14 protein-coding genes and 1 tRNA gene are annotated in these 17,496 nt (G+C 67.8%); 3 read left to right on the plus strand and 12 right to left on the minus strand.

Annotation, left to right across the window (positions count from 1 at the left end):
* Positions 1 to 47: 47 nt before the first annotated feature.
* A complete protein-coding gene (locus tag ACFXC1_RS13330) occupies positions 48 to 1,850 on the minus strand; it encodes a bifunctional metallophosphatase/5'-nucleotidase (protein ID WP_381242230.1) in 1,803 nt (600 codons plus the stop codon).
* A 127-nt stretch (positions 1,851 to 1,977) separates the two neighbouring features.
* On the opposite strand from ACFXC1_RS13330, the gene ACFXC1_RS13335 reads away from it, so the two are divergent.
* Together ACFXC1_RS13335 and pyk are read left to right on the plus strand one after the other, a co-directional pair.
* Positions 1,978 to 2,691 carry an SIMPL domain-containing protein gene (locus tag ACFXC1_RS13335; protein WP_381242232.1) on the plus strand — a complete coding sequence of 238 codons (714 nt, stop codon included), beginning with the start codon at positions 1,978 to 1,980 and terminating at the stop codon, positions 2,689 to 2,691.
* A gap of 145 nt (positions 2,692 to 2,836) precedes the next feature.
* Positions 2,837 to 4,273, plus strand: a complete 1,437-nt coding sequence (gene pyk, locus ACFXC1_RS13340) for a pyruvate kinase (protein ID WP_381242234.1) — start codon at positions 2,837 to 2,839, stop codon at positions 4,271 to 4,273.
* Positions 4,274 to 4,283: 10 nt separating this feature from the next.
* On the opposite strand, the gene ACFXC1_RS13345 is transcribed toward pyk, so the two are convergent.
* From ACFXC1_RS13345 to ACFXC1_RS13355, 3 genes are all read right to left on the minus strand, one after another.
* Positions 4,284 to 5,084: a helix-turn-helix domain-containing protein gene (locus tag ACFXC1_RS13345; RefSeq protein ID WP_381242236.1), complete on the minus strand. Its 801-nt coding sequence runs from the start codon at positions 5,082 to 5,084 to the stop codon at positions 4,284 to 4,286.
* On the minus strand, positions 5,081 to 6,721 hold the full coding sequence (locus tag ACFXC1_RS13350; protein ID WP_381242238.1) for an IS1182 family transposase: 1,641 nt from the start codon (positions 6,719 to 6,721) through the stop codon (positions 5,081 to 5,083). The genes ACFXC1_RS13345 and ACFXC1_RS13350 overlap by 4 nt, the downstream gene beginning before the upstream one ends.
* Before the next feature lie 290 nt (positions 6,722 to 7,011).
* Positions 7,012 to 7,094 (minus strand) — tRNA-Leu (locus ACFXC1_RS13355).
* A 98-nt stretch (positions 7,095 to 7,192) separates the two neighbouring features.
* On the opposite strand from ACFXC1_RS13355, the gene ACFXC1_RS13360 reads away from it, so the two are divergent.
* On the plus strand, positions 7,193 to 7,849 hold the full coding sequence (locus tag ACFXC1_RS13360) for an ANTAR domain-containing response regulator (RefSeq protein ID WP_019062225.1): 657 nt from the start codon (positions 7,193 to 7,195) through the stop codon (positions 7,847 to 7,849).
* An 83-nt stretch (positions 7,850 to 7,932) separates the two neighbouring features.
* Here ACFXC1_RS13360 and ACFXC1_RS13365 read toward each other — a convergent pair whose 3' ends face one another.
* The 8 genes from ACFXC1_RS13365 to ACFXC1_RS13400 all read right to left on the minus strand — a co-directional run bounded on the left by ACFXC1_RS13365 (position 7,933) and on the right by ACFXC1_RS13400 (position 17,371).
* Positions 7,933 to 8,649 carry an ABC transporter ATP-binding protein gene (locus tag ACFXC1_RS13365; RefSeq protein ID WP_329247674.1) on the minus strand — a complete coding sequence of 239 codons (717 nt, stop codon included), beginning with the start codon at positions 8,647 to 8,649 and terminating at the stop codon, positions 7,933 to 7,935.
* Positions 8,646 to 9,482: an ABC transporter ATP-binding protein gene (locus tag ACFXC1_RS13370; protein ID WP_381242240.1), complete on the minus strand. Its 837-nt coding sequence runs from the start codon at positions 9,480 to 9,482 to the stop codon at positions 8,646 to 8,648. The genes ACFXC1_RS13365 and ACFXC1_RS13370 overlap by 4 nt, the downstream gene beginning before the upstream one ends.
* A gap of 6 nt (positions 9,483 to 9,488) precedes the next feature.
* On the minus strand, positions 9,489 to 11,288 hold the full coding sequence (locus tag ACFXC1_RS13375) for a branched-chain amino acid ABC transporter permease (protein ID WP_381242242.1): 1,800 nt from the start codon (positions 11,286 to 11,288) through the stop codon (positions 9,489 to 9,491).
* A 4-nt stretch (positions 11,289 to 11,292) separates the two neighbouring features.
* On the minus strand, positions 11,293 to 12,222 hold the full coding sequence (locus ACFXC1_RS13380; RefSeq protein ID WP_381242244.1) for a branched-chain amino acid ABC transporter permease: 930 nt from the start codon (positions 12,220 to 12,222) through the stop codon (positions 11,293 to 11,295).
* 130 nt (positions 12,223 to 12,352) lie between these two features.
* Positions 12,353 to 13,570, minus strand: a complete 1,218-nt coding sequence (locus ACFXC1_RS13385) for a branched-chain amino acid ABC transporter substrate-binding protein (RefSeq protein ID WP_381242694.1) — start codon at positions 13,568 to 13,570, stop codon at positions 12,353 to 12,355.
* Positions 13,571 to 13,792: 222 nt separating this feature from the next.
* Complete coding sequence (locus ACFXC1_RS13390) at positions 13,793 to 14,464, minus strand: hypothetical protein (RefSeq protein ID WP_381242246.1); 672 nt, start codon at positions 14,462 to 14,464, stop codon at positions 13,793 to 13,795.
* A gap of 96 nt (positions 14,465 to 14,560) precedes the next feature.
* Complete coding sequence (locus tag ACFXC1_RS13395) at positions 14,561 to 15,040, minus strand: PaaI family thioesterase (protein ID WP_381242248.1); 480 nt, start codon at positions 15,038 to 15,040, stop codon at positions 14,561 to 14,563.
* Positions 15,041 to 15,091: 51 nt separating this feature from the next.
* Complete coding sequence (locus ACFXC1_RS13400; protein ID WP_381242249.1) at positions 15,092 to 17,371, minus strand: FdhF/YdeP family oxidoreductase; 2,280 nt, start codon at positions 17,369 to 17,371, stop codon at positions 15,092 to 15,094.
* Positions 17,372 to 17,496: the final 125 nt, after the last annotated feature.

Below are 17,496 nucleotides of genomic sequence, written 5' to 3' on the forward strand. Positions count from 1 at the left end.
GCTCCAGCACACACCAGAAGACCAGCACACCAGAAGACCAGCGGGCACTAGAAGACAGGCGTGCCGTTCCGCGTCAACTTCCAGTCCACCGAAGCGAATTCAGCTGGATCCAGCACACCCTTCGCGGTCACCCACTCCGCGATCCGCGTCCGGATCTCCGTCGACTCCGACCACACCTCGGTCGCCGACGCCACATGCGGGAACGCACCGCCACCATTGGCCCGGTAGTTGTTCACCGCCAGCACGAACTGCTGCGCGTCGTCCAGCGCCGCACCGTTGTACGTCAGGTTCTTGATCCGCGAACCGGCCGCCTGCGCGATGTCGATGTCGTACGAGAACCCCGACACGTAGTCGTAGTTGTAGTCCGGACGGCCGTTCGCGTTGGTCAGCTTCTCCGTGTCGACGACCGCGTCGGCGGCCGTCTGCACGAAGTACTGCGCCGAGTACTCCAGATACGCCCGCACCTGAGCACCCGTCAGCAACTTCGCCACCAGAGTGTTGTCGTACACATACAGCCCCGACAGATCCCGGATCGTCACCTCGCCCGCCGGGATCTGAGAGGTCCGCGAGAACGGCGACGCCTGCGCGACCACCGGCAGCGACGCGTACGCCGTCCCCGCCAACGCCGCCTTCACCACGTCCTCCTGGACCTTGGTGATCAGGTCGATGATCGGCGCGTCCTTGTACCGCGCCTCCACCGTCGTCAGCGTCGCCGTCGCCGTACCGACCACCTGGTTGACGTACTCCACGACCAGCGCGTGCTCGTCCTTCAGCAACCGCGTGATCTTCGGATCGTCCGCGACCGTCTTCGCGTCCCGCAGGGAAGCCGCCACCGACTCGACGACCCAACGGCCCTTCTCGAAAACCAACTCGAAGTCGAAGACGCTCAACCGCTCGGCGAAGCACAGCGGTTCGGACAGCACGACCGTCTTCCCCGTCGCCGTGTTCGTGACCTTCAACTCCGGGATCTCCACATGCGCGTGCCCGACAAGGATCGCGTCGATCCCCGGCACCTGCTGCGCGACCAGCGCCGCCGAGTTCTCCACGTACGGCAGCTGATCACCGTACGACGACGTCCCCGACGACCCCGAATGCGCCGACACCACGACGACGTCCGCCCCCATCGACCGCAGCTTCGGCACCCACTTCGCCGCCTGCTCCTCAAGCCCCGGGAACGTCAACTTCCCCTGCACATACGCCTTGTCCCAGATCGCGATACCCGGGTTCGTCAGCCCCAGCACCGCCACCTTCACCGGCGGCGCCCCCGGCACCTGGAACTTCTTGATGAAGTACGGCGGAAACGCGGGCCTCTGCGTCTTCGCGTCCAGCGCGTTCGCACCGAGCAGCGGGAAACGGCACTGCTCCTCGAACTTCCGCAGCGTCTCGATGCCGTAGTTGAACTCGTGGTTGCCCAGCGCCGCCGCGTCGTACCCGATCGCGTTCATCGCCTGCGCCATCGGATGCACCGGACCGCCCTTGGCGGTGATCGGATCCACCTTCGCGAAGTAGTACGTCAGCGGGGTGCCCTGGATCGTGTCGCCCGCGTCCAGCAGCAGCGTGTTCCGCCGCCCCTTCTCCTGCCGGATCTGGTTCACCAGGGTCGACACCCGCGCCAGACCCATGGCGTTGCCCTTGGCGTCCGAGTACTCCGCGTCCTTGAAGTAGTCCCAGTTGAAGACATGCCCGTGGAGGTCGGTCGTGCCCAGCACGGTCAACGAGTACCGCTTGGCAGGCCTGCCAGGCTTCTTCTCCGCGGCCTGCGCCGCCGGAGCCGCCGCCGCACCGGCCAGCGCCACCCCCGCACCCGTCACGGCGGACGTCTTCAGGAACTTCCGGCGGTTCAAGGGCATGTCTGGATCTCCTCGGGAAACGGTCAACAACGCGCGTAGATTCTTACTCGCTTCTTACCAGCAGCGACAGGCTCCGCAGGTTTCGATCTGATGACCAGAAGACGCCACGACTGACAGAGTGGGACGTATGACCACCCCGGACGAACCCCAACCCGCCGTCCCCTACGGCACCCCCGACGCCCCCCGCATCGCCGTCCGCGGCGAAGCCCGCCTCGAAGTCGACCCCGAGATCGCCCGCATCGGCATCACCGTCGCCGCCCGCGGCACCGACCGCCGCACCGCCCTCGACGACCTCACCCGCCGCAACGCCACCGTCCTCGACCTGGTCAAAAGCTACGGCGACGCCGTCGAACGCCTCGAAACCGGCGGCTTCTCCATCACCCCCGAACTCACCAAACACGGCCGCGGCGAACGCGTCCACCGCTACCACGGCAGAGTCCACATCACCGCCGAACTCGCCGACTTCACCACCCTCGGCGAACTCACCACCCGCCTCGCCGACCTCGAACTCACCCGCGTCGACGGCCCCTGGTGGGCCCTCCGACCCGACTCACCCGTCCACCGCCAGGCCCGCCAGCAAGCCGTCCGCGAAGCCGTCCAACGCGCCCGCGAATACGCCGAAGCACTCGGCACCACCCTCGCCGCCCTCGTCGAACTCGCCGACATCGGCGCCGAGAACGCCGAGACCTACGGCACCCCCCAGCGCCGTATGCGCTCCATGTCCCTCGCCGGCGCGGCCACCGAGGACACCGCCGCCGCACCCCTCGACCTCGAACCCCAACGGCAACACGTCTACGCCCAGGTCAACGCACGCTTCACGATGGCACCCCCGATTCTGTGACCGGAGTTCACACGGCGACCATTCGAACGCTCATTGGAGCACCCGGCCGCACATTCAAGCCTTGTCAATAACCCTTCACCCAAAGGTTGTTGAGTAGTCATGCGCGACCAATTCCCTACCCGTCGGTAAGGCCTAGGCTCAAACCATGCGCCGAGCAAAAATCGTCTGTACTTTGGGCCCCGCCACCGACTCGTACGACCAGATCAAAGCCCTGGTCGAAGCCGGAATGGACGTAGCCCGCTTCAACCTCAGCCACGGCACCCACGCCGAACACGAGGAGCGCTTCCAGCGCGTACGAAAGGCCGCCGAAGAGACCGGCCGCAGCATCGGAATGCTCGCCGACCTTCAAGGCCCGAAGATCCGACTCGGCCGATTCACCGAAGGCCCCGTACTCCTTGAACGCGGAGACACCTTCACCATCACCGTCGAAGAAGGCGCCGAAGGCGACCGCCAGTCCTGCGGCACCACCTACGCCGGCCTCGCCGCCGACGTCACCCCCGGCGAACGCGTCCTCGTCGACGACGGCAAGGTCTGCCTCGAAGTCACCTCCGTCGACGGCCCCCGCGTCCACACCAAGGTCGTCGAAGGCGGCATGGTCTCCGACCACAAGGGCCTCAACCTCCCCGGAGTCGCCGTCTCCGTCCCCGCCCTCTCCGACAAGGACGAGGACGACCTCCGCTGGGCGCTGCGCTCCGGCTTCGACGTCATCGCCCTCTCCTTCGTCCGCAGCGGCAAGGACATCGACGACGTCCACCGCATCATGGACGAGGAGGGCCACCGCCTCCCCGTCATCGCCAAGGTCGAAAAGCCCCAAGCCGTCGAGGCCATCGACGACATCGTCGCCGCCTTCGACGGCATCATGGTCGCCCGCGGCGACCTCGGCGTCGAAATGCCCCTCGAACAGGTCCCGATCGTCCAGAAGCGCGCGATCAAACTCGCCAAGCGCAACGCAAAGCCGGTCATCGTCGCCACCCAGATGCTCGACTCGATGATCGAGAACTCCCGCCCCACCAGGGCAGAGGCTTCGGACGTGGCGAACGCGATCATCGACGGCACGGACGCCGTGATGCTCTCCGGCGAGACCAGCGTCGGCAACTACCCCATCGCCACCGTCACCACCATGGCCCGCATCGTCGAAGCCGCCGAGGAAGACATCCTCGCCAAGGGCCTGCCCCCACTGACCGAACGCAACAAGCCCCGCACCCAGGGCGGCGCGGTGGCCCGAGCCGCCGCCGAAATGGGCGACTTCCTCGGCGCGAAGTACCTGGTCGCCTTCACCCAGTCCGGCGACACGGTCCGCAGGCTCTCCCGCTACAGGTCCCCCATCCCCGTGATGGCCTTCACCCCCGACCCGGCCACCCGCGCTCAACTCACCCTCACCTGGGGCGTCGAGACCATCCTCGGCCCCCACGTCGACTCCACCGACGCGATGGTCGACCAGGTCGACGAACTCCTCCTCAAGTACGGCCGCTGCCAGAAGGGCGACATCGTCGTCATCACGGCGGGCTCGCCCCCCGGGGTGGCCGGCTCCACGAACCTCGTCCGCGTGCACCATGTCGGCGAGGACGACAGTCCCAAGTAGCGGCGGGGGGTCAGTGTTTGGGGCCTACGTGGGTGTCCATGAGGGCTACTGAGGCTTTGCGGGCGACGGAGATGTTGTAGGGGTTGCCGTTCCGAGTGCAGTGCGTCCACTGAATACCGAGTTTGTCGAAGGTGTCCGTGCACAGGCGGCGGATGTCGTCGGAGACGTTGGTGAAGAAATAACGGGGGTATTCGTAGCGCTTGCGCTCGCCGGCGACGACCCGGGTCGTCCAGTTGGTGATGCGGCAGCCGTCGGAATGGATGAGGCCTCGGATGAATTCCCAGGGGTGGGCGTCGACAATGTCCTCTTGCCAGGGTTCGAGGGCTATCCGGCGGTCGTGCTTCTTGCCGGGGCCGTGCTGAGGGAAGAGGCAGTGCAGGTGCTTCGAGTACACCTTCACGTTGCGGCAGCCGACCTTGCGGACTCGGCAGACGGAGTTGTCGGGGAAGACGGCGCGGATGGCTTCCTCGCAGTCGTCCATGAGCCCTGGCCATGACTCGTCGCACGTGATCATGAGGTTGGGGACGCGGTGCGCTGAGTACTGACTGATGTGGCCGTCACCGAGATACAGCCCGAGCAGGTAGCTGTATGCCGCGTGATCGAGGTCTCGGCCGTCGCAGCGAGGGCACTTCGGGTCGTGCTTCCCTGGGCACTCGCCGCGCTTCGCGCGGTCCAGGTGCTTCCAGTAACCGACCGTGCCGAGTGGAACGTTGAGCTGTCGCGCTACGTCCGCGTTCCTGGCGCCGTTTCGCAACAGAGTGAGTGCTTTGTGTCGGACCTCAGTGATCCTGCTGGCCAAATGCGGGGTCATGCGGCGAGTGTGAGGTCGAGTCGGGCGAGGTGGCTGGTGCGGGTGTGGTCGAGGGGCTGGCCGTTCCACCAGGCGTCGAGGCGGATCAGGTTGAGGGCGACGGCGGAGTAGACGTGCTCGAGATGGGTCTTCCCCAGCCCGCGGTAGCGGGCCCGGCGGTTTCCGGTGACCGCCACGGCCTGGCGAATGGTGCCTTCGATGCCGGCCCGCAGGGCGTACTTCGCCCGCCATTTCCCGTCTTCCTGGGCGGTGTGGTTGGCGTGGATGAGTTCGTGCAGCGGCCTGGGCCGCAGGGTGAGTTGGCGGCCCCAGCGGGTGGCGTTGGTGCAGACGGCTCTGACGGGGCAGGGACCGCAGTCGGCCTGGTCGAAGCGGACTACGATCACGTCGCGGCCTTTCTGTCTGGCCGGGCTCCAAAACCGGCTGGTGGCGCCCTGAGGGCAGGTGGCCTGGTGGGCGTCCCAGTCGAGGGCGAAGGCTTCGCGCTGGTAGCCGGCGTTCTCCCGGTACTGGCGGGACGTGCCGGTCAGCAGCGGTGTGACCAGGGTGATGCCGAAGACAGCCTGGGCCCCGACGATGAGTTCGATGCTCGCGTAACCGGAGTCCAGGTAGTGCTCGCCGGGCAGCAGGCCCCGGGTGGCGAGGGCCCGGTGGACGGGCTCGACGAGTTTCACGTCGGGCACCGTCGCATCGGTGGTCGCGACATGGGTGATCACGTTTGGGGCCGGGGGCCGCGACTGCCGGCATTGCCACGGAACCTCGTCCTCGGGCCGGGGCAGCTGGCAGACCTCGCTAATGTGCAGTTTGTACCCGGTCCAGCGAAGATCTTCCTTGCCGCCGTAGCGGGCATCGAGGTCATAGGGCGAGGCCAACCGCAAACTGCCGGGCGGAAGACCGTCCTTGTCCGCCTCCCGCCGCTTGACCACCTCCGCTCCGCTGTTGTCGGTAGTGATCAGGTAGTTCTGCACAGTGATTTGCCGCAGCGTCTGGACCGCGGGCAGCTGACGCAGCCACGGCGGCGAGTCCGGGTGGTAGACCGCCCGCAGCAGGGCCACCGCGTCGCGGCCGTAGTCCAGGGCGAGCTGGTCCCGCTGGGCCTGGGAGCCGGGCGGACGCCAGTACGCGTCGATCCGCCGCCCGTAACGCCGGTTCCACCCGCCGACGTCCAGCGCCTGCGCCACCCAGTCGGGGGCCGCGGCGGACAGCGCCTCCAGCGCGGCCCGCACGGTCTCCCCGGCCAGCTCCAGGCGGTTCAACTCCCGCACCGCCGCCAGCACATGAGTGGAATCGGTACGCTGCTTGCCTCCGGCCTTGACCAGGCCCTTCTCCTTCAATGCGGCCAGCAGCAGATCCAGCACGCGTTCTTCCAGGCCGTGCTCGACCACCCGGGTGCGGAACTCCGAGAGGACCGAGGCATCGAAGCCGACGTCCTCCAGCTCCAAGCCCAGGCAGTACTTCCATGACAGGTCGAACCGGACCCGATGAGCGGCGGCGCGGTCGGTCAGGTTCTCCGCCATCTGCAGCACCGTCACCATCGCCAGCCGCCCCGGTGACCATCCCCGTCGGCCCCGCCGGCCGAACGCCACGGCGAACTCCGCATCCGCGAACAGCGCGCCGAGCTCGTCTCGCACCCGCATCGCCAACGGTGGCGCCCCACGCCCCGCAGCAGCCCGTGCAACCCGCGCCGTGAGCTCAGGAACCTCAGGCCATTCCTCCGGCCGCAACGACATGACTCCCACCCCAGCGGCTGGGAACGACAAGACCAGCCACCACCGTGCCAACCGCGCCCCCACGCTGCAGGACACGACATTTGGCCAGCAGGATCCTCAGTGCCGTGAAAGTTCATGCGAACACTCTGCGTGACTGATCCACATCGAGCGCAGAAAAAAGCGGAGGTTCACGCGAACGTGAACCTCCGCTTCAGAGGTGCCGGGTGCGGGAGTCGAACCCGCACGTCCTCTCGGACAGATGTGTTTGAGACATCAGCGTCTGCCATTCCGCCAACCCGGCTGGCCAACCCGAGAGGAGTGTACCGGGTCTCCGTGTAGAGGTGCAGCTAGGTAGGCTCTTGCTCAGCACTACCCCCGTGCCCTGAACGAGGAGCCCCCGTGACCGCCCCCGAGTCGCCCCAGCCCGTAGACGCGCCCGACGACGACAAGTCGCACGTGCCTCCGCTGACGACCCGTGTCGTCATCGCCGAGGACGAGGCCCTGATTCGGCTCGATCTCAAAGAGATGCTCGAAGAAGAGGGGTACACCGTCGTCGGTGAGGCCGGTGACGGTGAGCAGGCCGTCGAGCTGGCCCGTGAGCACAAGCCCGACCTCGTGATCCTCGACGTGAAGATGCCGAAGCTGGACGGTATCTCCGCCGCCGAGAAGATCGCAGAGGAGGGCATCGCGCCCGTGCTGATGCTCACCGCGTTCTCGCAGCGCGACCTCGTCGAGCGGGCCCGGGACGCCGGTGCGATGGCGTACCTCGTGAAGCCCTTCAGCAAGAGCGATGTCGTGCCCGCGATCGAGATGGCCGTCTCGCGCTTCACCGAGTTGAAGCAGCTGGAGCAGGAGGTCGCCGACCTCACGCTGCGGCTGGAGACCCGCAAGCTGGTCGACCGGGCGAAGTCGATCCTGCAGACCGAGTACGGGCTGAGCGAGCCCGCCGCGTTCCGCTGGATCCAGAAGACGTCGATGGACCGCCGGATGTCGATGCAGCAGGTCGCCGAGGCGGTCATCCAGGACGCGGACGAGAAGAAGTCCTCGAAGGGCTGACACGCCGGACGGTGACTACGACGAGGCCCGCGCCCCCTGAGCTGGGGGCGCGGGCCTCGTCGTAGCGAAGGACGTTGGTGACCTCAGTCTTCGCCGAGGTACGCCTTCCGTACCGACTCGTCGTGCAGCAGGTCCTCGCCCGTGCCGGAGAGGACGATGTTGCCGACCTCCATGACGTGGCCCTGGTCGGCGAGCGACAGGGCTGCTTGGGCGTTCTGTTCGACGAGGAGGATCGTCGTGCCGGAGGCCTTGAGCTCCACGATCGTCGCCATGATCTTCTGCATCATGATCGGGGAGAGGCCCATGGACGGCTCGTCCAGCATCAGCAGTTTCGGCTGGGACATGAGCGCGCGGCCCATGGCCAGCATCTGCTGCTCGCCGCCGGAGAGGGTTCCGGCGGCCTGCTTCTGACGTTCTCCGAGGATGGGGAAGAGGTCGTAGGCGCGCTGGATGTCCTTTTCGATGCCTTCCTTGTCCTTGCGGAGGAAGGCGCCGAGCTGGAGGTTCTCCGCGATGGTGAGGCGGGGGAAGATGTGCCGGCCTTCGGGGGAGTGGGCCAGGCCGAGGGCGACGATCTTGTGGGCGGGGACGCTGTTGAGCGGCTTGCCGTCGAAGGTGATCTTGCCGCCGGAGGGCTGGAGCAGGCCCGAGAGGGTGCGTAGGGTCGTCGTCTTGCCGGCGCCGTTGGTGCCGATGAGGGTGACGACCTGGCCGGCCTCGACGCTGAAGGAGATGCCCTTGACGGCTTCGATCTTGCCGTAGGAGACCCTGAGGTCCTCGACCTCTAGCAGTGCGGTCACTGGGCTTCTCCCTTGGTGCTGGTGGTGCTCTCCGCTTCCGTCGCGGGCGGGGTGTCCTCGGTTGTGCCTTCGAACGGTTCGCCGAGGTAGGCGGCGACGACGCGTTCGTCGGCCTGGACGACGTCGGAGGTGCCTTCGACGAGTTTCTCGCCCTGGACGAGGACGGCGACGCGGTCGCAGAGGTTGAAGATGAAGCGCATGTCGTGCTCGATGACGAGGACGGCGATGCCCTTGTCGCGGATGGCGAAGACCAACTCTTCGGTGGCGCGCGTCTCTTGGGGGTTCATGCCGGCCGTCGGCTCGTCGAGCAGGAGCAGGCCCGGCTCGGACGCCAACGCCCGCGCGATCTCCAGCTTGCGCTGCTCGCCGTAGGGAAGATTGCGTGCCAGGTGGTCGCGCTTGTGGGCGAGGCCGATGAACTCCAGGAGTTCCATGGCGCGTTCTTCGCTGGCCCTTTCGGCTCTCTTGAAGCCGGGGCCGCGCAGGAGGGCCGACCAGAGGCCTTCCTTGGTGCGGGTGTGGCGGCCGACGAGGACGTTTTCCAGGACCGTCATGTTGGCGAACAGGCGGATGTTCTGGAAGGTGCGGGCGATGCCGGCCTTGGTGACGAGGTGGGGCTTCGGGGGAAGCACCGTGCCCTTGTAGGAGACCGTGCCCTCGGTGGGGACGTAGAGGCCGGTGAGGCAGTTGAAGAAGGTGGTCTTGCCGGCGCCGTTGGGGCCGATGAGGCCTACGATCTCGCCGGCGTTGACGGTGAAGTCGACGGAGCGGACGGCGGTGAGGCCGCCGAAGCGCATGGTGACGTCACGGGCTTCGAGTACTGGTGTCGTCATGGCTCTCTACGCCCCTGCCTTGGTGATGGCCGGTTCGTCGGTCAGGGTCGTGGTTTCCGGTACGTCGAGCTGGCCGGTCTCGTGGAACTCCAGCTGGCGTCGGCGGTTGGGGATGATGCCTTCGGGGCGGAAGCGCATCAGGAGGATGAGCGCGATGCCGAAGGCGAGGAGGGACTTGTCCTGGAGGGCGACGAGCTTCTCCGGGAGCAGGTAGAGCAGGGCGGCGCCGAGGAAGGGGCCGGAGACGGTGCCCATGCCGCCGAGGACCACGGCGGCGAGGAGGAACGCGGAGTTGGGCGGGGCCGCTCCGGCGAACTGGTACGGGTTGGGCACCACGCTGTACGTCACGTGGGCGCTGACCGTGCCGGCGAGGCCGGCGAGGGTGGCGCCGAGGGCGAAGGCGATGAGCTTGACGCGGAAGCCGTTGATGCCCATGGCGGTGGCGGCGGTCTCGTCCTCGCGGATGGCGATCCAGGATCGGCCGATGCGGGAGTCGGAGGCGCGGCGGTAGATCGTGATGACGAGCGCCATGATCAGGACCATGAGCAGGTAGTAGTTGGCGAACCGGCCGATGGTGAATCCGGCGATGTCGTGGCTGTCACCGAAGTTGAAGCCGAAGAACGACAGGTCGGGGATGGACGGGATGCCGTTGGGGCCGTTGGTGATGTCGGGGCCGGAGACGCCGTCCATGTTGTTGACGGCGATGCGGAAGATCTCTCCGAAGCCGAGGGTCACGATGGCGAGGTAGTCGCCGCGCAGGCGCAGGGTCGGGGCGCCGATGAGGACGCCGAAGACGAGGCTGGCGGCCGCGCCGGTGAGGGCGGCGGCCCAGAAGGGGAACTGGACGCCGGAGAACTTGGAGAACTCGGAGCCGGAGACCAGGGCGGCGGTGTAGGCGCCGACGCCGAGGAAGGCGACGTAGCCGAGGTCGAGGAGTCCGGCGAGGCCGACGACGATGTTGAGGCCGAGGGCGACGGTGCCGAAGATCAGGATGTTGACGCCGAGGTTGGCGTAGTGGTCGTTGGTCTGCGTGAACGGGAAGGCGATGGCCGCGACGAAGCCCATGGCGAGGGCGAAGCTGCGGTTGGTGGCCGTGAGGTGGCTGAACCGGTCGAAGAGGCCGGCGCTGTGCAGTGCCCAGGAGGTGAAGACGACGACGATCAGGAAGCCGATGAAGAGTTCGTCCTCCGCGTCGATGCCGTAGGCGAAGACGGTGAGGGCGAGGGCGGCGATGATCGTGATGACGAGTCGCTGGATCCAGGGGGCGGTGGCCTGGGGGGCCGGGATGCGGTCGGGTTTGGCGATGTACGCCTTGAGCGCTTCCTTGGTGTTGTCGGTGGCGTTCTGCGGGAGGGCGAAGGCGCCGATGACGGGGAGCAGGGAGGCGACGGCGGCGATGTAGGTGCCGGGTTCCCAGTTGACGAGGCCGCCGAGTTCGCCGGCGATCGTGAGGACCGTGTACCAGGTGACGGCGAAGCCGCCGAGGGCGGTGAGGACGAGGGGTGCGTTGTTGCGGGCGGGCAGGAGCCAGCCGAGTCCTCGGACGCCGTAGGAGGCGAGGGCGAACAGTGTGGTGATGAGGCCTGCGACGAGGGTGAGGATCTGGAGGCCGCCGGGGTAGCCGTTGACGGTGAGGTCGCCGGGGAAGTCGGAGGTCCAGGTCCAGCGCAGGAAGGTGGAGGCGGTGGTGGCGATGCCGCCGACCAGGATGAGGGCGCGGGCGGCTGCGAGGGGCAGCGGGATGAGGCCGCGCTGTTCCGCGGGGGCGGCGGCCGGCGTCTTGGGGGTCTCGGTCGTCTCGGTCATGTGATCACGCCCTGTCCGCGACGCGTTCGCCGAGCAGGCCCTGTGGCCTGAACAGCAGTACGAGGATGAGGAGACAGAAGGCCCAGACGTTGGCCCAGCCGGATCCGCCGAGCTGCTGCATGCCGGGGATGTGGTTGATGTAGGCGGAGGCGAGGGTTTCGGCGACGCCGAGGACGACTCCGCCGAGCATGGCGCCGTAGATGTTGCCGATGCCGCCCATGACGGCCGCGGTGAAGGCCTTGAGGCCCATCAGGAAGCCCATGCGGTAGCCGATGTTGCCGTACTTGAGGCCGTAGGAGACGGCTGCTACGGCGGCGAAGAAGCCGCCGATGGCGAAGGCGATGACGATGATGCGGTTGGTGTCGATGCCCATGAGCTGGGAGGTGTCCGGGTCCTGGGCGGTGGCCTGCATGGCGCGGCCGGTGCGGCTCTTGCGGACGAACCAGGCGAGGCCGGACATGCAGACGATGGCGGCGATGACCAGGAAGATGTCGGCGTCGGTGATGGTGATGGAGCCGAGGTCGTGGGTGCCGTCGAGGCTGGGGAAGGAGCGGTCCTTGTCGGCGCCCGGGTAGAAGTTCCGGACGAGTTCCTGGAGCGCGAGGGAGAGGCCGATGGCGGTGATCAGGGGCGCCAGTCGTGGTGCTTGCCGCAGGGGGCGATAGGCGAATCGTTCGGCCCCTACCGCGACGAGGACGGAGACGATTCCGCCGCCGATCAGCATGAGTGGTACGGCGACCACCATCGAGGTGCCGTCGGGCAGGATGTAGGCGTAGACCGTGAGGGCACCGAAGGCCCCGGTCATGAAGATCTCGCCGTGCGCGAAGTTGATGAGCTGGACGATGCCGTACACCATCGTGTAGCCGATGGCGATCAGCCCGTACATCGAGCCTAGGAGCAGCCCGTTGGCCAGCTGCTGCGGCAGGGTGTTCACCGCGTGGCCTCCATTGTCGCTTGGGTCGTGTGCACAGATCGCGTGCCTGGGGGTGGGGGTGTGACAACGGGCCGCGCGGTCGGGATCCTCCTTCCGCGCGGCCCGTGGTGCGGTGGTGCTGGAGCTGAGGTCAGCTGCCGTTGAAGGTGCCGGTCTTCACGGCCTTCCAGGCGCCGCTGGTGACCTGGTAGACGGTGAGCTGCTTGTTGGTGGTGTCGCCGTACTGGTCGAAGGCGACCTTGCCGGAGATGCCCTCGAAGTCGGACTTCTGGACGGCGTCGACGACCTTGGAGCGGAGGTCGCTGCTGGCGGGGAGCTTGTCGCCGTTGGCGTCCTTGACGGCCTTCACTGCCTTGATGATGGCGGTGGCGGCGTCGTAGGCGTAGGCGCCGTAGGCGCCGTAGTCACCCTTGTAGCCCTTGGCCTTGTAGGTCGCGATGAACTGCTTGGCGGCGGGCAGGGTGTCGGCGGGGACGCCGACGGAGGTGGCGAGGTCGCCTTCGGCGGCCTTGCCGGCGGTCTGGATGTAGGTGGTGGCGAACATGCCGTCACCGCCGAACAGCGGGATCTTGACGCCGGCGCCCTTGAGCTGCTTGGTGATCTTCTCCGACTCGTCGTACTGGCCGCCGTAGTAGAGCAGGTCGGCGCCGGAGTTCTTGATCTTGGTGACGAGCGAGCTGAAGTCGGTGTCGCCGGTGTTGACGTGGTCGGTGCCCGCGATGGAGCCGCCGAGCTTCTTGAAGGCGCTGTTGAAGATCCCGGCCAGGCCGGCGCCGTAGGTCTGCTTGTCGTCGACGACGAAGGCCTTCTTCTTCTTGAGGCCGTTGTACGCGTAGTCGGCGGCGAAGGCGCCCTGGAGGGCGTCGGTGGTGGCGGTGCGGAAGTACGTCTTGTACGGCCGCGTCTTGGTGGTCGCCCAGTCCTTGCCCTGGGTCAGGGCCGGGTTGGTGTTCGACGGGGAGATCTCGACCATGTTGGCCGAGGCGAAGACCTGCTGCATCGACTGGGCGACGCCGGAGTTCAGCGGGCCGACGGCGCCGACGACGTTGCTGTCGCCGGTGAAGGCGGTGGCGTTGGACTGGCCGGTGGCGGGCTGCGCCTTGTCGTCCAGGGCCTTGATCTTGAACTTGACGCCCGGGACCCAGTTGTTCTTGTTGGCGTCGTCGATGGCGATCTGGACGCCGTACTGGATGCCGAGGCCGGTGGTGGAGTTCTCACCGGACAGGGGAGCGTCGACGCCGATGGTCAGGGTGGTGGACCCACTGTCACTCTTGCTGCCGCTGTCACGGGAGCCGCAGGCGGTGAGGGTCAGAGCTCCGGTGGTGAGTACGGAGGTAAGAATCACCAGAGAACGCTGTCGCACAATCTGTCCTTTCCGCAGGCACAGTCGCCCGGGTAGGGCGGAGAGTGCTGCGCTGGTACCGAACTCCCGATGGAGCGGTGACTGGCCGTGACTCTAAGCCCGGTCTGTAGGCATGGGCATCGTCGTGCGCGGGCTTGTGACTTTCTTGTTATGACGTGCCGGTTGGCGGGCTTCGCGAAAGGTGGGTCTCAGCCGGTTTGGCGGAATTCAGCCGAGGTCCACATTTTGAGAACCTGCACTTCCGCTTGGCCGCGGGCCTGGCCTGGCGTTTGTCGTACCGCAGGCCCTGTGGAGGAGCTGGGAAAGGTCCTTGGAGTAGGAGGCGCCGAAGATGAAACTGTGGCGTTGTATTGCGCGCGTGTTACGGAGCGTTACGTCCAGAAAGGCGAGGTCCGCATTCAGGGGCAGTCCCGAACAGTCGGAAACCGAAATCTCCACCGTGACGCGGCGGGTCGCTCCGGTGCGCACGGTGAAGGACCGTTCCGGCACGGCCTCGGCGGTGAGTCCGTCGAAGGCGGCGCCGGTGACCCGCAGGGTGACGGCGGGTCCGCTGTCCACGGTGACCGCGAAGCGGAAGAAACCGGTCGTGGTGGGGGAGTCGGTGGTCTGGGCCAGTCCGACATAGCGCCACTCGGTGACGTTCGCGGGCCATGGCGTCGGTGGTTGCGGGTCGCTCCGCCGGGAGGTGTGGACGGGCGGCAGGAGGACGGCTCCGACGCCCAGGGCGGCGACCGCGCCCGCCGCGAGCGCGGCTCTGCGGGTGCGCGGCGACAGGGTGTGCCAACGGTCCGTCAGATGGGGCGGATCGCCGCCGATGACTTCGTAACTCCCGTTCGTCTCCGGCGAGTCGACGGATTCGACGGGCCCGATACCGCTCATGCCGGCAGCCTCATGGGAAAACGGTAGGGGAGTGGACGGGGGTGCGGAAGACGGAGTCCGGCCCACCACCCCCGACGGGATGACGGACCGGCGGGATCAGCTCGCGGGGATCCCGTCCCCGGGCTTCACGTCCCGCAGCAGACAGGTCAGCCGCGCAGTGCACACCCGTCGACCCTCCTCGTCACTGATCACGATCTCGTACGTCGCCGTCGAGCGCCCCCGGTGCACGGGTGTGGCCACTCCGGTGACCAGGCCGGAGCGGGCGCCGCGGTGGTGGGTGCAGTTCAGGTCGACGCCGACGGCGATCTTCGTGCTGCCGCCGTGCAGCATCGATCCGATGGACCCGAGGGTTTCGGCGAGCACGGCGGACGCGCCGCCGTGCAGCAGCCCGTACGGCTGGGTGTTCCCTTCGACCGGCAGTGTCCCGACGACACGCTCGGCGGACGCCTCCAGGATCTCCAGGCCCATGCGCGAGCCCAGGTATCCGGCGGAGAAGAGTGCGGGCAGGTCGACGCCGAGCGCGGCGTACTCGTCGACGACCTCTTGCGGGAACTGCACCTGCTGCTGCTCGCCCATGGGGCCCGACTCCGTTCGTCGTGATCACTGGTTCGGCTGCTGAGCAAACGCTCAGTCGGTAGCCGATTGTTCCAGACGGACGACGACGGACTTGCTGGCCGGGGTGTTGCTGGTGTCGGCGGTGGCGTCCAGCGGGACGAGGACGTTGGTCTCGGGGTAGTAGGCGGCGGCGCAGCCCCGCGCGGTCGGGTAGTGCACCACCCGGAAGCCGGGCGCCCGCCGCTCCACGCCGTCCTTCCACTCGCCGACCAGATCGACGTACGACCCGTCGGCGACACCGAGCCGGGCGGCGTCGTCGGGGTGGACCATGACGACCCGGCGGCCGTTCTTGATGCCCCGGTAGCGGTCGTCGAGGCCGTAGATCGTGGTGTTGTACTGGTCGTGCGAGCGCAGCGTCTGCAACAGCAGGCGCCCTTCGGGGAGTTCGGGGTATTCGACGGGCGCCGCGGTGAAGTTGGCCTTGCCGGTGGCCGTGGGGAAGCGGCGTTCGTCGCGCGGGGCGTGCGGGAGGGCGAAGCCGCCGGGGTGGGCGACCCGCTCGTTGAAGTCCTGGAAGCCGGGGATCACGCGCGCGATGCGGTCGCGGATCGTCCCGTAGTCCTTCTCGAACTCCTCCCAGGGAGTGCGGGATCCGGCGCCGAGGACGCGGCGGGCGAGGCGGCACACGATGGCCGGCTCGGACAGCAGGTGGGCGCTCGCGGGCTCCAGCCGGCCGCGCGAGGCGTGCACCATGCCCATGGAGTCCTCGACGGTCACGAACTGCTCGCCGCCGCCCTGGAGATCGCGCTCGGTACGGCCCAGAGTGGGCAGGATGAGGGCACGCGCGCCCGTGACGGCGTGCGAGCGGTTGAGCTTCGTCGACACATGCACGGTAAGGCTGGCGCGCCGCATGGCCGCCTCGGTGACCTCGGTGTCGGGGGAGGCGGACACGAAGTTGCCGCCCATCGCGAAGAACACCTTCGCGTCGCCGTCGCGCAGCGCGCGGATCGCCGCGACCACGTCGTAGCCGTGCTCGCGCGGCGGGGCGAAGCCGAACTCCTTCTCCAGGGCGTCCAGGAAGGCCGGCGCGGGGCGCTCGAAGATGCCCATGGTGCGGTCGCCCTGCACGTTGCTGTGGCCCCGCACCGGGCACACGCCCGCGCCCGGGCGCCCGATGTTGCCGCGCAGCAGAAGGAAGTTGACGACCTCGCGGATGGTCGGCACGGCGTGCTTGTGCTGGGTGAGGCCCATCGCCCAGCACACGATGGTGCGCTCGGAGGCGAGCACCATCTCCAGGGCCTTCTCGATCTCCGGGCGGGTCAGCCCGGTCGCGAGCAGCGTCTCGTCCCAGTCGGCTTCCCGCGCGGCTGCGGCGAACTCCTCGTAGCCGTGCGTGTGTTCGTCGACGAAGGCATGGTCCACGGCGCCCTCCGTCTCCAGGACGAGCTTGTTCAGGAGGCGGAAGAGGGCCTGGTCGCCGCCGATGCGGATCTGCAGGAACAGGTCGGTGAGGGCGGCGCCCTTGAGCATGCCCTGCGGGGTCTGCGGGTTCTTGAACCTCTCCAGGCCCGCCTCGGGCAGCGGGTTGACGCTGATGATCTTCGCGCCGTTGGCCTTGGCCTTCTCCAGGGCGGAGAGCATGCGCGGGTGGTTGGTGCCCGGGTTCTGGCCGGCGACGACGATCAGGTCGGCCTGGTAGAGGTCCTCAAGGAGGACGCTGCCCTTGCCGATGCCGATCGTCTCGTTCAGCGCGGAACCCGACGACTCGTGGCACATGTTCGAGCAGTCCGGCAGGTTGTTGGTGCCCAGCTCCCGCGCGAACAGCTGGTACAGGAACGCGGCCTCGTTGCTCGTGCGGCCCGAGGTGTAGAACAGCGCCTCGTCGGGTGAGCCGAGGGCGGCGATCTCCTCGGCGACGATGTCGAACGCCCGCTCCCAGGTGACCGGTTCGTAGCGGTCGGCCCCTTCGGGGAGATACATGGGGTGCGTGAGACGGCCCTGCTGGCCCAGCCAGTAGCCGCTGCGGGTCGCGAGATCGGCCACCGGATGCGCGGCGAAGAACTCGGGGGTCACCCGGCGCAGGGTGGCCTCCTCGGCGACCGCCTTCGCGCCGTTCTCGCAGAACTCCGCCGCGTGCCGGTGGTCCGGCTCCGGCCAGGCGCAGCCCGGGCAGTCGAAGCCGTTCTTCTGATTGACCCGCAGCAGGGTCAGCGCGGTGCGCTTCACCCCCATCTGCTGCTGGGCGATGCGCAGTGTGTGCCCGATCGCCGGGAGGCCGGCCGCGGCATGCTTCGGCTCGGTGACCTGCGGGGCGTCCTGGACCGGATCGCCCTTGGGCGGCTTCGTGGCCATCGCGGGCCTCTCCTTCGCTGGCACGTGTGCACTACGTCTCCGATCCTCGCACGCGGCAGTGACAAGGCCGAGGTCGGTTCGTGGGCTCAATGGTTTCGGCCTGTGCGTGAGGCGTGGGGTCCGGG

The sequence above is a fragment of the Streptomyces hokutonensis genome, assembly GCF_042751305.1.
Classification (GTDB): Bacteria; Actinomycetota; Actinomycetes; order Streptomycetales; family Streptomycetaceae; genus Streptomyces; species Streptomyces hokutonensis_A.